This window comes from Candidatus Curculioniphilus buchneri endosymbiont of Curculio glandium, from assembly GCF_964275155.1.
Classification (GTDB): Bacteria; Pseudomonadota; Gammaproteobacteria; order Enterobacterales; family Enterobacteriaceae; genus Curculioniphilus; species Curculioniphilus buchneri.
On sequence record NZ_OZ193413.1, the window covers coordinates 760,388 to 775,810 of the forward strand.

A 15,423-nucleotide genomic window follows, 5' to 3' on the forward strand; every position below is an offset into this window, starting at 1 on the left:
TCCAATATAATAAATATTATATTTGTATTATTGAAATTTATCTTAATCAATCAGTTGGCTGTAAATAATATCCCCGACAGGAATTGAACCTGTAATTAACCTTTAGGAGAAGTTTGTTATATCCATTTAACTACGGGGACATCCATTTGAAAAAAACTAGTAAAATTTTATAAAAGTAAAACAAAAATTTGTTTTTCTATATCTAATATTTAAAATATTTAAAAAATTTTTATGAAAAAAGTGCAATTAATATTAAATAATAATGTCATTTTTTAAAAAAGTTTTTCAAATTTTATTAAAAAACAATAAACAAGAAATATTAATAAGGATTCATTTATGACTTAGGGAGTACTTTGACTAAGTCGCTTAATACAATCTTCCAACAGACATTCTATCATATTAGAGTATGTATAATACACATGTTTGTTATATTACGTTTTAATATTAAATTATTTAATACGAATATATTTTATAAAAAATTATCGATTAATAGTCGTATATAAAATATAAATTCATATTTTACTATTTCTAATATGAAAGACTCATTGAGTCTATAAACTACCACAAATAGATACTTTTTTCAAAATTCATTAAAAATTTATAGAAAAATAAAATACATAAATTTAGAAAATATATATCTATAAAATGAATAAAATAATATATAGTAAAATATGTATCTTATTGTTTCTATCCAGAAACGGAATGGTATTCCATACCAAATACTTTATCTATTATGTATTCATTGAATGAATATATATTCTTTATTTTTCATTTCATATATTTTATTTTTAGTAACATTATGTTTGTTTATTTAAATAGTGATTTATATAAAATAGACCAAGTAATATTTGACTATTATTGGATATAGTTAGCTAACTGATTCTCCTATTCATATCAATATATGATCTTTAATGCTTCAATTTTAAAATAAGGACATTAAAAAATTTTCTGATGAAAACACTATGATTTCATATGTACATTCATCAGGACGTTAGTAAGCTTGTACTTTTATACATGTAAGACACAAACCATGCGGTTCTACGATATTGTGAGTGATAGAAAAACCAGACGCAATGGCCATACGATGCAAAATGTGTTTGATACTTTCTGTGGTATATTCTTGTACTCGACCGCAACGATTACATATAAAAAATACTGAATTATGTGAAGGTGTAGAAAAATGATGGCATAGCACGAAACTATTAGTGGATTCTATTCGATGAATAAATCCCTGTTCCAATAAAAAATCTAGAGCCCGATATATAGTAGGAGGTTTGGCTTGTGGCTCAGTTTGACGTAATAAATCAAGTAAATTATAGGCGCTTATTGCGCTTTTCTGTTGTGCAATCAATCGCAATACTTCTAGTCGTTGTGGCGTCAAGCGAGCATTACGTTTTTTACATAATTCTTCAGCCTGACGAAGTTGATTTTCAATCATAGCTTCTTTCATAATACCCTTCAGTCAGAAGTGTTTACTCTATAGTACCATGAAGATAAAGAAATACTATGATTAAAAAGGTTGATATTCTCTTTTTTAAAAAAAAAGCATAGTTTTTATAGATTAAAGCACCATTTAATTTTTAAAATGTAAAGTAATCCATCTTTTTATCAACTTAATTTTATTTTTTAAAAAATCTTTTTGTCTTTTAGAATAAATTCCTTGAATATTCAATATTGAATAATATTGCATAAATATGCATTTACTAAATTAAAATATTTAAAGTTTAAATTATGACATTAATGATTAAAATTATTTAAGTACTTAATGATTATTTTTTATAAATGATCATTAATAGATATATCATCTAACTCTAGAGGTATGAAAATAAAAGATAAGATTTAACAACTTATTATTATCAGGTACGTACAAGATTTTAAATCTTATTAATTATAATAAAAAATAATTTAAAATATATTAATCAATATACTTCATTTTGTTCAACATTAAATCAAAGATATTTTGTCAAGACAAATATGATTATTATCTATAACTTTATTATAATTAATATTATAACTCGTCAAAAAAAATAAATTGATACTATGTCAATAAACTAAGATAAAACTATACCTATCAAACAATTTCTTTTATAAAGATATAAAATAAAAAAGACTAATTATATTTATAGATAATCTAAAAATTATTCAATATATTGGTTAGTATATTTGCACTTGCACTAAATTTTACTCTAAAATTTAGATAATTTTGTGTTATACGGCTCGAAGCTAATAAATTAAATTTATAATAAGGTGCTTAATATATTTCTATATGTATTTTTTAAACTAAAAAACAAACTATTCTCTTTTAAAAATCTTGATTATACTTTAAAAATTTTGAAAAAAATAACTGTTAATTTATATTTCATTCTATAATAATTATATTATGCATAAAATAAATAATAGAATACCTTAATAGTTTTATACGATTTTTATTAATTAGTTACTTTTGTTAATATTTTATTATAGAAATACCATACTTCATAGTATATAGATTTTATTGTAATAACCATGTTGTTTACAGAAAATGGATGTAAAAATACAATGTTAGAGTATTATTCTGTTATTTTTATTCAAATGATGAGATGTAAGTTGAATATGTTGTATTAACACCTTTTCGGAAGTGAGCATACAGAATAAAGTAATGAAAATGATATTAATTTGTTTTTTAATATTTAAATATTTTGAATAAATTTTTATTTATTCTGAATACGGTTTAAAAAACCGAATCACAAAATGTTTCAACAATAAAAGGTATAACTATTAATTTTATTCATCATTAAATGCAACAAATATCCTTTTTTTAAAATCCTTACTTTGTTCTGTATTATGATAGTGTTACTCAAATTTATTCCATGCATGCCCATCACGAGCAATCATCGCTATAGAATCTATCGGCCCCCATGTTCCAGCTTGATAAGGTTGTGGTATACTATTTTCAATTTTCCAAGATTCCATAATTGAATCCACCCATTTCCAAGCTTCTTCTACTTCATCGCGTCGGACAAATAATGCTTGAATACCACGCATGGTTTCTAATAATAATCGTTCATATGCATCTGCTAGATGCTCTTGATTGAATGTTTTAGTAAAACTGAGATTTAATTTAGTAGTCTGAAGGCGATGTTTATGGCCTAGACCAGGTACTTTATTTAAAATCTGAATATCTATTCCTGCATCCGGCTGTAGACGAATAGTTAATTTATTTTTCGGTAAACGTTGATAAGAATCTTTAAATAAGTTAATTGTGGGATTTTTGAAATAAACTACTACTTCAGAGTACTTAGTAGGTAATCGTTTTCCAGTTCGGAGATAAAAAGGCACACCTGACCATCTCCAATTATTAATGTCAACACGAATAGAAACAAAAGTTTCAGTACGGCTATTTTTATTTGCACCTTCTTCTTCTAAGTAACCCGGCACTTTGTTTCTTTGTATAAATCCTCTAGTATACTGACCTCGTACTGTAGTATCTCGAACGTTGTGATGATCGATAGGACATAATGATCGTAATACTCTAACTTTTTCATCTCGTATACAATCAGTTGTAAGTTCTGAAGGTGGCGACATAGCAATCATAGTTAATATTTGAAGTAAGTGACTTTGAATCATGTCACGCATTTGGCCAACTTGATCGAAATAACCCCATCTTCCCTCAATACCTACTTCTTCAGCGACCGTTATTTGAACATGATCAATAGTGCGATTATCCCAATTGGAAACAAAAAGAGAATTTGCAAACCGAAGTGCTAATAAATTTAGTACGGTTTCCTTACCTAAATAATGATCTATACGATAGATCTGTGTTTCGTGAAAATACTTCGAAACTTGATCATTAATTATCTGCGAAGATATCAAATCGGTGCCTAATGGTTTTTCCATGACAATGCGATTAGGTTGTCTATTTAATCCTACTGTGCTTAATCCTTTGCAGATTGCACCGAAGAGATCAGGAGGCATTGCAAAATAATGCACAGTGATTCGAGTATGTTGGTTGATTTTTTTTAGAAGACCAAAAAAAGCTTTAGTATCGTTAACATCTAAGTTACAGAAATCTAAGCGAGCCCTTAACGTGTTCCACAACATATTGTTGATAGATTCTTTCATGAAAATTTCCAGAGATTCATAAATAATTGTGGCATACGTTTTGACATTCCAGTCAGCACGACCTACACCTATGATTCGAGTTTCCGGATGTAGCGAACCTGTTTTTTCTAATTGGTACAACGAAGGTAATAGTTTACGTCGTGCTAGATCACCTTTTGCTCCAAAAATTACTAAATCACAGGCTTGAATTATAGGTGTTACCACCATAATTTTCTTGTCTCCTAAATAGAATTAATGACTATTAGATTTTATTATTTAGTTTACGTTACACTAAATCGGTAAAATGTTGAATTTATATATTTTGCTTATGTATAAATAATAATACATCCTATGATTACGGTGCCATTCGGGATAATTATTCCATGCATATATTTTATACTACAACATTAAACGTATATTATATGTTGGAAAAGTGCTCAATTATTTGTAATATTGTACCATCTTATGATTATTGTGATTATCGGGTATACTGTAGCATGTATTAAATAAACTTAAATATACAGTCAAAGTATAATATCTAAGAACGAAAGCTACCCACGAATATCTTTTATTGTACAATAATTATAAAATGTTATTCTAATATTCAATATTGGACTAATATTTTATTAATTAAAAACTATATGAACATTTCGATATAAAATGCAACTGTTCATATAAATCTCTATTTTATATCAAAAAATATAACTTGTTATATTCAATCTTAAACAAATCAGAAGTAATCTTAATCTTATTTAAGATTAATTTGATCTATAATTTAAAATTTCCACTTCTTCTCTTGAGCATTCAATAAAATTCAATGTGCTATTTTATCTAAGATATTCAGATGAAAATATTCTGCTGAAATGAAGATTTTCAAATTAATTCAGTGTAAATTTCTGAATATATTTTACATCACACATATTACTATATCACTAATTATAGTATGATGTATAATAAGAGAAATAGTAATCTTATTCTCATTTTCATAAAAAATCATACTTTTTGTTAGTAAAAATTATATTTTTGAAATATCACACAGTCTTTTTGATAATAAATGAGATATATAAAATCATACTGATTATTTAAATAATATATTTTTTAGTAAATAGACAGTATTCTGAAAAAGAATGAATATATTGTTATATATTGCTTTTAATAACTGCAACATACACAAAATACTTTTATTAAAGTATATGTAAAAAAAAGATATTTACTTCCTGTTTTGGTAAGTTTTTTGATAAGTATATAAGATAACAATTATCTAAGTTGATGGAGTCATTTATGTTTAAACGACTAAGGAGAACCAAAATTGTCGTTACCCTTGGTCCTGCCACTGATCGCAATGATAATCTTGAAAAAGTAATTGCTGCTGGTGCAAACGTGGTGCGTCTCAATTTTTCACACGGTAATGCTAAAGATCATATCATACGTGCACAGAAAGTACGCGAAATTGCTGCTCGTTTAGGGTGCCATGTAGCAATTCTTGGAGATTTGCAGGGGCCTAAAATTCGCATTGCTTCGTTTCAAGAAAATAGCGTTTTTCTAAAAGCAGGCGATAAATTTATACTCGATGCATCATTGAAAAATAATGAGGGTAATACTAAAAAAGTAGGTATAGACTACAAATGTCTACCTAATTATGTTGAATCCGGCAATACCTTATTATTAGATGATGGACGAATACAATTGAAAGTAATTAATGTTCAAGGTATGCAAGTTCAAACAGAGGTAATTATTGGTGGTTTATTATCGAATAATAAAGGTATTAATAAGCTAGGAGGCGGACTAGCTGCCAATGCCTTAACTGAAAAAGATAAAATAGATATAATTACTGCAGCTAAAATAGGAGTAGATTATCTAGCAGTATCATTTCCTAGAAGTAGTAATGATCTTGCTGATGCTAGTCGTTTAGCTCGAAATGCAGGTAGTTATGCCAAAATTATTTCTAAAATAGAGCGAGCAGAAGCGGTAATAAACGAAGCAGTAATGGATGAAATCATCCTTGCCTCAGATGCTGTTATGGTTGCCCGAGGTGATCTAGGAATAGAAATTGGTGTTCCTGAATTAGTGGCTATTCAAAAGACACTCATTCGCAGAGCTCGGACATTAAATCGTGCGGTGATAACAGCCACTCAGATGATGGAATCTATGATTGTTAATCCAATACCGACACGAGCTGAGGTCATGGACGTCGCTAATGCGGTGTTAGACGGAAGCGATGCAGTAATGTTGTCGGCTGAAACCGCTACGGGGCAATATCCTGCTGAAACTGTAGCAGCCATGTCAAGTGTTTGTTTAGGTGCAGAAAAAATTCCAAGCATTAATGTATCTAAACATCGATTAGATATACTATTTGATAGTATAGAAGAAACTATAGCCATGTCAGCTATGTATGCCGCTAACCATTTAAAAGGCGTCAGCGCCATTGTTGCAATGACTGAGTCAGGTCGTACTGCATTAATAATGTCTCGTATTAGTTCCGGATTGCCTATTTTTGCCCTTTCTCGCCATGAACGTACACTTAATTTAACTGCATTATATCGCGGTGTAACTCCGGTGTATTTTGATAATACAGGCATGGCATCTAATGCCATTCACGCTACAAACTTATTACGCAATAAAGGTTTTTTAATCTCAGGTGATCTGGTAATTATTACACATGGAGATATTACAGATATGGTAGGTACTACAAGTACCGCGCATATCCTTCAAGTGGAATAAAAATTCCAGGTTACATAACCATATGATAGACATAAATAAAAATAAATGAGATATACTATAATAAATGGCAAGGAAGCTACGTTATAAAATAAAATTAAATTTCATTAATTTATTTCACTATTTTTAAAATAGGTTTATTCCGTATCGGCGCAATAGGTAGTTCACATTGATAATGTATATTGTGTAAGTTATCACTTGGCATTAAAGGATCTACTATTTTCTTGTCGTCCTTATTACTATTACCATGTATAATTTGTTGTGCATTATTGTACGCTACTTCTGATTCAAATGTTTTACAAACACCATTTTCATGCGAATAAATGGCCAATACTGCCGCTATTGGCAATATAATATGTTGTAATATACCATTAAATCGCGCATTGAATTGCACTTTTTCATTACTTAAAACTAAATTAGCTACTGCACTTTGTGCAATATTTAGAATAATACGTCCTTGTCGAGCATATTCCATCGGAACTACTACACCGCTTACAGTCACGTCTACTACCAGATAAGGTGTTAATTGATTATCAATCAACCATTCATAAAATGCCCTTAATAAATAAGGTTGACATGGCGACAATGGAGCTGTTTTCATTTTCATTATCATCCTTTATTAACCATAAAATAAACTATTAGATTAAAACTAAAATATTAGCTTTTTATAAATCAGTATTATTCATAGAATAACTATTAACTTATAGCATATTAAAAATATTTTGTATTACCATTCCTTCAACCAAAAATGATTCTCCCTAAATTTGATTGGTAGTATATTTATACTGTCACAGTATAAATCTATAATTCAAATAGAAATAATATAACAGTTAAAATACATCATAATAGTATTCATTGACATATTTAGGCAGATCAAAAAATAAAAATTTGGATTATCTTGAATTTTTAATTATAGTATACGTACGTTAAACTTAACGTTTAGAAAATTGTGGACAACGGCGTGCTTTACGTAAACCTACCTTTTTACGTTCAACTTGACGAGAATCACGAGTAATAAATCCAGCTTTTCGTAGAAAAGTACGCATTGTTGCATCATATTTTATCAAGGCACGGGCGATGCCGTGACGAATAGCTCCTGCTTGGCCAGAGATACCGCCACCTTTAACAGTAATATATAAATCTAATTTATCTACCATCTGGACTAAATATAAAGGTTGACGTACAATCATCCTAGATGTATCACGACTGAAATATTCCTCTAAAGTACATTGATTAATCATGATATTACCACTTCCAATTTTCATAAAAACACGAGCGGAAGAACTTTTACGTCGTCCCGTACCATAGAATTGTTGTTCAAACATTGACTATAATCTCAAATTAAATGTCAAGAAATTTCGGTTTCTGTGCAACATGTTTATGTTCAGTTCCAGCATAAACCTTTAATTTACGAAAGATAGCACGGCCCATTGGGCCTGTTGGTAGCATGCCTTTAACTGCAATTTCAATTATATGTTCAGGGCGACGTGCAATCATTTCTTTAAAAGTCATTTTTTTCATACCGCCGACATATCCGGTGTAGTGATAATATATTTTTTTATCATACTTTTTCCCGCTAATGGTCACTTTATTAGCATTGAGTACAATCATATAATCACCGACATCTACGTGCGGTGTATATTCTACCTTATGCTTACCTCGTAAGCACAAAGCTAGCTTAGTTGCAAGACGACCAAGATTTTTATTCTTTGCATCTACGATATACCAATCATGTTTAACTGTTTCTAATTTTGCTATGAAAGTTTTCATTAAAAATGAACCTAATCAAATTATATGTTAATATATTCAAACGCCTTGATGAATAGTAATGAAATACTTGTACTACTTGCTAGTACTACAACAATTCATCTTTTAGGAAACTATTAGTTTTGCGATTGCAGCTGTCAGTAATAATTTAAAAAAAGCCTTATTATCATTATAGTTGAATTATGATTAATGATCGATTTATTTTATATAATTTAAATAATAACTGAGGATATCTTTTCTATCAGTCCGCATAATCTATGTTAAACAAAATTATCTTGTTTAGCAAGATATATAAATAATACAGAATAGTACTCCTCCCTTGTAACATTACATCATCGTTGCGGTATAATATTTTACTAAATTTTTAATGAGTTCAAATTGTGATTAAATCGCCAAAAAATTATGTTAACAGTTATTTTATTCTATATATTAGTATATAAAAACCTCTTATATTAATAAATATGGTAGTTAAAATAATATTTGGACAACAAGACTGTGTTAGAATTAGAATGAGACATATTCATTACTCTATCAGATAATGCTTTCTAAATATAATTATTAGAAAACAAAAATTTAGAATATAGTTACAGTTTTTATTAGCCTAGAAGAATTCTAGGCATAGAATACTTCATTAATCAGTTCTTTGTGTAATTGTTATTGGATATAATACACTATCTGTCTTTATGCAATTGTTTTATTTTTTCGTCCTATTCTCATGTTCTACGAAAAATTTTTAACACAGTTGTGTGTGGTCGAAAAAAATAGAAAATAAAGGACATAAGTTAAATTACTATTAATTTTTAATGAGCATTGATACGAATCGAAAGTTATAGATAAAATTATATTCAAAAATTTCTTTTAGAAAAATTACATAATTTAATAGTTAGACAGTAACATGCTAGTTGTTGGTCCTATGAAATAAATAGGATGAGAACTATTTATAAATAAAATACGCGGTTAGTCACTATTATTGTTTTTATCTAAATCATTGTCATCAAAATCTACTCGTGCTTTTACTGATATAGTACGTCAAAGTATAAGTATATCATAAATCACATGGAATAGCGTAACTTATTTGAATAGGAGTTTTATTATGTTTTGGAAATATGTATTAATTGGATTAATATTAGGCATAATAACTAGTGTTATTTCTGTATCTTTCAGTAACTATAAACTACGACGACAACAAAGATTTCAGAAAAAGTTAGAAAAAAATATGGTTGAGTTAGATGAATATCGAAAAGAATTAACTAATCTTGTTTCTCGTAGTATAGAGATTTTAGAAAGTATAATTGCAGATTATCGCAAACTTTATAAAGATATAGACAATAATGCCAATAATTTATTGCTGGATAAGCATGTTAAAGAAAACTTCTTTTTACATCGTCTAACCGAATCAGAATCAGATAATGATCAAATTCCAACTGAAATTCGTTTGAGAGACAATCCATGACTTTGAAAGGATCGCTTAGAGCCTGAGTTTAAAAATGCACACTTCCCGGCAACTAGTTTTCCGTATATTCAGTAATTGCTTCTGCTGAACTGTTCTATTGAATTTTAATGCTTGTTGAAGCTCACTCACTGTTTCTATCACTAAATATTTTAGTTTTAATAAAAAAAAGAACATGAAAATTTGCGAGTCAATATTACAATGAAAATAATAGTGCTATTCAGCGTATTGATACTAAGTATTGAACTGAGTTTACTGCCTATTTCTACTCTCCAAGCAACAATTCCTATTGAAGATAAAACAGAGATTATTCCAAGTCTTGCACCTATGCTAGACAGAGTTCTTCCAGCCGTTGTCAGCGTGTATGTTGAAGGTACTCAGCCAGTGCGTCGACCTAGATTACCTAAAGAATTTAAATACTTTTTTGGTCCTGATATTCCAGGAGGTAATGGTGGTAGTATGCATCAATTTGAAGGATTAGGTTCTGGAGTAATAATTAATGCATATAAAGGATATGTAATTACAAATAATCATGTGGTCAACGGAGCAGATAGGATTAAAGTACAGCTGAATGATGGACGTGAATTTGATGCTAAATTAGTAGGACACGATGAACAAACTGATCTAGCTTTACTAAAATTACCTGTTACAAAAAATCTTACCGAAGTTACAATGGCAGATTCAGATTCTTTGAAAGTAGGTGATTTTGCTATTGCAGTAGGTAATCCTTTTGGACTTGGACAAACAGCAACCTCTGGAATCGTTTCGGCATTGGGTCGAAGTGGTCTAAATCTAGAAGGTTTAGAGAATTTTATTCAGACTGACGCTTCTATTAATAGAGGTAATTCCGGTGGAGCATTGGTTAATCTTAATGGCAAACTAATCGGTATTAACACCGCCATTTTAGCACCAGGAGGTGGAAATATTGGGATTGGCTTTGCTATTCCTAGTAATATTGTGAAAAATTTAAGTCAACAGCTGATTGAATATGGAAAAGTAAAAAGAGGTCAACTAGGCATTAAAGCTACTGAATTAACTGCCGACATAGCTAATGCATTTAATGTAGATGTTCAACGTGGTGCTTTTGTAAGCGAAGTGCTCCCTAATTCCGCTGCCGACAAAGCTGGTATTAAAACCGGTGATATAATCATTTCAATGGAAGATAAAACAATTCAAAGTTTTGCCGAATTACGTGTCAAAATTGGTACTACTGTTCCCGGTAAAACCATTAAACTTGGCTTATTGCGTAATGGAAAATTAAAAATACTTCAAGTCACTCTAGAAGATAAAGCTTCTACTATTTCCAGTGAAGAAATAATCATTCCAGCATTACAAGGTGCTTCACTTAGAAATGGTCAACTAAAAGATGGGACAAAAGGGATACAAGTGGAAAACGTAGTAAAAGATTCGCCTGCTTCAGCAATTGGACTACAAAAAGGTGATGTAATCATTGCACTAAATCGTGAACGAGTTCAAAATCTAACTCAGTTGCGTAAAGTTCTAGATGCTAGACCAGCAGTTATGGCATTAAATATTATACGTGGAGATGCAAGTATTTTTCTGTTGTTACGTTGATTCATTTAAAATAGGTACTAAAACTAAACTAATGTTGCTTCAAAAAAAAGCACAGTACTGTACTTACGTGCTTTAAATTTTTAATCTAGTAATCTTTGCAGTTACTTAGCATTTTCATCATTAATGTAGATCTCGAATTCCAATCATATGTCTCATTCCAAAGAAAGTGTAACACACTATATAATTAAACTATCGATGCCCGTAATTATAAATTATATAAACAGTATTTATATAAATTGGCGATTTACCAAACTAAGAATATATAAATTAATCTTATCTAATAGAAAATTTTTACTTTTATAAACGCTAGATTTTAACGTATATCTAATCTAGATTGCGCATAGACTAAAAATAAAGTAAACAAGTTAACCGTTTTTTTTCTACATAAGAAATAACACTGATATTCAATACATTACTCATACTAGTTAGTAAAATTATATTATTTAATAATATAGTTTTATATCGGGTTTCAATAATAATTATTATCTGATGTCAATAACATAGCTAACATACTGTCTGTGATATAGTATGATGCTAAGTATTATAAAATTTTAAGACTTTTGCCTTATGTCAAAAATGAATATATATTAAATAATAATAACGATATCAGTATTGTGCATGCTTCATCAAACTTAGAAATTTCGATGAATTTTGAATTATAACCTCAATTTTTAATTACATGAGTTTATTTGAGAACAAGACATCATTAACAATCTAAAAGATACTATTTGAAAATCGTTTCACTTACATACTCGAAAAATTACAATCATAAAAATTTTTTAATAGTGAGATCATTTAAATTTATACTGACATTGTCAATTTTTAAATAATCTCAAGTGAATGCATGTATAAAAATACATAACATACTTAGTGTGTTACTACTTTCATGACCAGGAAGGAGAACAGATGAGAAAAAATGTCACTATGTAAATTGATCTTATCAGATAATACAAATGTGATGGTTAAAATATAAAAATTAGCATTTTTTAGTCAAAAGTATCGAAATCAGTACATATAACCTAGCATAAAAAACTAACTCTTCAGATATTATTCTTATTAGATCTTCTATAAAAATTAATATTTTAAATAAAACATTGAAATTAGTGGCATTGTAATAGTGTTTTGATTGTTGAAAATCGTTTCTTTTTCTGTATCCAGAAACACTAAAATGGTTAGCATGTCTTTATTTTAAAAACAGTATTTTAGTTAATCAAATGGCTGATGGTTTATTCAGTATTTACTCACCACTTTTAATACGTTTAATATTTGCACCAATTTGCCTTAGCTTCTCTTCTATACAATCATAGCCACGATCAATATGATTAATGCGTTCCACTATCGTCATACCCTCAGCGATACATCCAGCTAATACTAAACTAGCAGAAGCTCGTAAGTCTGTTGCCATTACTTGAGCGCCTGATAGCATTTCTACACCGTGACAAATTACAGTATTACTTTTAATTTCTGCATGTGCACCCATTCGAATCAATTCTGGGACATGCATAAAACGATTTTCAAAAATGGTTTCTGTAATCACACCGGTCCCTTCAGCTACCAGATTCAATAAACTAAACTGTGCTTGCATATCAGTTGGAAAACCAGGATGAAGATCGGTACGTACTGTTACTGCTTTTGGACGTTGCCCATGCATATTTAAGCTAATCCAATCTTCGCCAGTATTGATGTCTGCACCTGCTTCCCGAAGCTTAGTGAGCACAGAATCTAGCATATTTGGACGAGTGGAACGACACACTACATGGCCTCGGGAAATTGCTGCTGCTACCAGGAATGTACCAGTTTCAATACGATCAGGTAAAATACGATATACACCACCCCCGAGACGTTTAACACCTTCTACAATAATCACATGGGTGCCAGCACCTCTTATTTTTGCACCAAGAGTAATAAGAAAATTAGCAGTATCGACAATTTCAGGTTCACGAGCAGCATTTTCAATAATGGTACTATAAGTTGCAAGAGTAGCGGCACTCATAATCGTGACAGTAGCACCAACACTGACTTTATCCATTACAATGTGTGCACCACGAAGACGTCCATCTACAGATGCCTTGACATAGCCTTCTTCTATCTTAATAACAGCGCCCAGTTGTTCCAAGCCACTAAGATGCAAATCTACCGGACGTGCGCCAATAGCACAACCACCAGGTAAAGATACTTGTCCTTGTCCAAATCGCGCTACTAGCGGACCTAAAGCCCATATTGATGCACGCATAGTTTTCACTAGTTCATAAGGCGCACAATAAACATTAATATCTCTCGCATCCACATGCATCGATCCATTGTATTCTATTCTGGCACCAAGTTGGCTCAGTAATTTTATCGTAGTATCGATATCTCTCAACTTAGGAACATTGTGAATTTCGACGGGTTCTTCTGCTAAAAGTGCAGAAAATAAAATAGGTAACGCAGCATTTTTTGCACCTGAAATAGTAACATCGCCACTTAATTGAGTGGGACCCTGGACACGAAATTTATCCATTAAAACTGTTCTCTTTATGTTGTTTAACGTCATTAAAATTCGTTCAGCTTTCGATCTTGTTTCCACTCTTCTTGGGTATAGACTTTAATCGATAAGGCATGAATTCGATCATCTGAAATGTATTCCATTAATGGAATATAAATCATTTGCTGTTTCTTTACTCGGCTCATACCTGCAAACTGATCGCTGACTGCAATAATTTGAAAATGTTTTCCATCACCACTTACATGGATTTCATCCAATGTTAATGCATTGATCAAAATCTTTTTTATTTCATTAGGCTTCATGTTGATTTCTATCTAAGAATTGAAAATGAGATGGCTATATTAGAAGATTTTGATAAATACAGAAACTAGTAATGCAGTTAATTTCTACGTTCTTACATTATTTTAAATTAATATTATTTAATATTAGACTATGATATAATAATTATTATATGTTAAACATTACCAGGATAACACATTAAACACTGTTAGTTCTCAAAAGGTAAAAAACTTTGATACAGATTATATAGAGTAAGTAGAATGTTCAGTGTGTTACGAAGCCTAATCAATGTCAACGAGTTGCCCCATTGACATTATTGATATTAAAGATATAGTATTAACAGTGATCTAGCAGAATCAATATGTTGTCAATTAGACATGTTGAAAAACCATATATTACCAGTAAATTACTTCTTTCTATTCCATAACAATAGCAAGATATTATAATTAAGATTTCCCTTTAAAATAACTATATCTCCTTTAATTAATACATTAGTTTTTTCATCCATTTTTTATCTAAAAATCTTTTACTGATGAATAATAGATTGTAAGTGCTGAGTTAACTCAGCAATACCTTGATTTTGTACAATAGCACTCCATTTATGTTTTGAATTTTCAATTAAACTAATTTCTTCAATAATAATATCGTAAATTTTCTAATTTTCAGATTAGTAATTTTTACAACATTGAAAATCAATACATAATAGAACCGACGATCTTTATGATTAAAAAGTATCATGCATATAGATACCACTATGACATTGGATCATAATGTTTTTCTTGGTAAGTTTGTTTGATATAAAACGTTACAATTCGACTATAAATTAATTCTAGGTAAGTTCAAAAATGCTGTGAGATAAGCTATACGCTACTCAGGAGTAGACTTTTAATAAGAGTGGCCTAAAACTAATATACCAGCATATTTTATATGTATATGTGGAAGTAGTGTTTCACGTACAATAGTACATATATAATTTAATTCATGTTACACTTTGTATTCTGTTCATCGTTTAATTTAGTAAAAATGTTACTTATCACATTAAGTACTAAATCATAGGAATTTCTTTAAA

General features: G+C 29.8%; 11 protein-coding genes and 1 tRNA gene. 3 read left to right on the top strand and 9 right to left on the bottom strand.

Annotation, left to right across the window (positions count from 1 at the left end; all coding sequences use genetic code 11):
- Positions 1-68: 68 nt before the first annotated feature.
- From ACICP0_RS02270 to zwf, 3 genes are all read right to left on the bottom strand, one after another.
- Positions 69-140, bottom strand: a tRNA-Arg gene (locus tag ACICP0_RS02270).
- 851 nt (positions 141-991) lie between these two features.
- Positions 992-1,450 carry a zinc uptake transcriptional repressor Zur gene (gene zur, locus ACICP0_RS02275; RefSeq protein WP_395479686.1) on the bottom strand — a complete coding sequence of 153 codons (459 nt, stop codon included), beginning with the start codon at positions 1,448-1,450 and terminating at the stop codon, positions 992-994.
- Positions 1,451-2,832: 1,382 nt separating this feature from the next.
- The gene (gene zwf / locus ACICP0_RS02280; RefSeq protein WP_395479688.1) at positions 2,833-4,308 is read right to left on the bottom strand and encodes a glucose-6-phosphate dehydrogenase; all 1,476 of its coding nucleotides are present in this window, start codon (positions 4,306-4,308) and stop codon (positions 2,833-2,835) included.
- Positions 4,309-5,361: 1,053 nt separating this feature from the next.
- Here zwf and pyk point away from each other — a divergent pair.
- Positions 5,362-6,801 carry a pyruvate kinase gene (gene pyk / locus ACICP0_RS02285; protein WP_395479690.1) on the top strand — a complete coding sequence of 480 codons (1,440 nt, stop codon included), beginning with the start codon at positions 5,362-5,364 and terminating at the stop codon, positions 6,799-6,801.
- A gap of 109 nt (positions 6,802-6,910) precedes the next feature.
- Here pyk and ACICP0_RS02290 read toward each other — a convergent pair whose 3' ends face one another.
- The 3 genes from ACICP0_RS02290 to rplM all read right to left on the bottom strand — a co-directional run bounded on the left by ACICP0_RS02290 (position 6,911) and on the right by rplM (position 8,568).
- Positions 6,911-7,399, bottom strand: coding sequence for a ClpXP protease specificity-enhancing factor (locus ACICP0_RS02290; protein ID WP_395480251.1), 489 nt, complete (start codon positions 7,397-7,399; stop codon positions 6,911-6,913).
- Between the two features lie 331 nt (positions 7,400-7,730).
- Entirely contained in the window at positions 7,731-8,123 is a 393-nt protein-coding gene (gene rpsI / locus ACICP0_RS02295; protein ID WP_395479691.1) for a 30S ribosomal protein S9, read from the bottom strand.
- Positions 8,124-8,139: 16 nt separating this feature from the next.
- Entirely contained in the window at positions 8,140-8,568 is a 429-nt protein-coding gene (rplM, locus tag ACICP0_RS02300) for a 50S ribosomal protein L13 (protein ID WP_395479692.1), read from the bottom strand.
- 1,090 nt (positions 8,569-9,658) lie between these two features.
- Here rplM and ACICP0_RS02305 point away from each other — a divergent pair.
- Together ACICP0_RS02305 and ACICP0_RS02310 are read left to right on the top strand one after the other, a co-directional pair.
- Positions 9,659-10,018 (top strand): ZapG family protein, encoded by a 360-nt coding sequence (locus ACICP0_RS02305; protein ID WP_395479693.1) that lies wholly within the window; start codon positions 9,659-9,661, stop codon positions 10,016-10,018.
- A 198-nt stretch (positions 10,019-10,216) separates the two neighbouring features.
- The gene (locus tag ACICP0_RS02310) at positions 10,217-11,590 is read left to right on the top strand and encodes a Do family serine endopeptidase (protein WP_395479694.1); all 1,374 of its coding nucleotides are present in this window, start codon (positions 10,217-10,219) and stop codon (positions 11,588-11,590) included.
- A 1,237-nt stretch (positions 11,591-12,827) separates the two neighbouring features.
- Here ACICP0_RS02310 and murA read toward each other — a convergent pair.
- The 3 genes from murA to ACICP0_RS02325 form a co-directional block, all read right to left on the bottom strand.
- The gene (murA, locus tag ACICP0_RS02315) at positions 12,828-14,090 is read right to left on the bottom strand and encodes a UDP-N-acetylglucosamine 1-carboxyvinyltransferase (RefSeq protein ID WP_395479695.1); all 1,263 of its coding nucleotides are present in this window, start codon (positions 14,088-14,090) and stop codon (positions 12,828-12,830) included.
- A 32-nt stretch (positions 14,091-14,122) separates the two neighbouring features.
- A complete protein-coding gene (gene ibaG, locus ACICP0_RS02320) occupies positions 14,123-14,377 on the bottom strand; it encodes a BolA family iron metabolism protein IbaG (protein ID WP_395479696.1) in 255 nt (84 codons plus the stop codon).
- Positions 14,378-14,880: 503 nt separating this feature from the next.
- Entirely contained in the window at positions 14,881-15,006 is a 126-nt protein-coding gene (locus tag ACICP0_RS02325) for an ABC transporter substrate-binding protein (RefSeq protein WP_395480252.1), read from the bottom strand.
- Positions 15,007-15,423 lie beyond the last annotated feature (417 nt).

Coding starts and splice junctions, on each gene's coding strand:
- zwf (WP_395479688.1), bottom strand. CDS start 4,308: ATGGTGGTAACACCTATAATTCAAGCCTGTGATTTAGTAATTTTTGGA.
- ACICP0_RS02290 (WP_395480251.1), bottom strand. CDS start 7,399: ATGAAAACAGCTCCATTGTCGCCATGTCAACCTTATTTATTAAGGGCA.
- pyk (WP_395479690.1), top strand. CDS start 5,362: ATGTTTAAACGACTAAGGAGAACCAAAATTGTCGTTACCCTTGGTCCT.
- zur (WP_395479686.1), bottom strand. CDS start 1,450: ATGAAAGAAGCTATGATTGAAAATCAACTTCGTCAGGCTGAAGAATTA.
- ACICP0_RS02310 (WP_395479694.1), top strand. CDS start 10,217: ATGAAAATAATAGTGCTATTCAGCGTATTGATACTAAGTATTGAACTG.
- rpsI (WP_395479691.1), bottom strand. CDS start 8,123: ATGTTTGAACAACAATTCTATGGTACGGGACGACGTAAAAGTTCTTCC.
- ibaG (WP_395479696.1), bottom strand. CDS start 14,377: ATGAAGCCTAATGAAATAAAAAAGATTTTGATCAATGCATTAACATTG.
- rplM (WP_395479692.1), bottom strand. CDS start 8,568: ATGAAAACTTTCATAGCAAAATTAGAAACAGTTAAACATGATTGGTAT.
- murA (WP_395479695.1), bottom strand. CDS start 14,090: ATGGATAAATTTCGTGTCCAGGGTCCCACTCAATTAAGTGGCGATGTT.
- ACICP0_RS02305 (WP_395479693.1), top strand. CDS start 9,659: ATGTTTTGGAAATATGTATTAATTGGATTAATATTAGGCATAATAACT.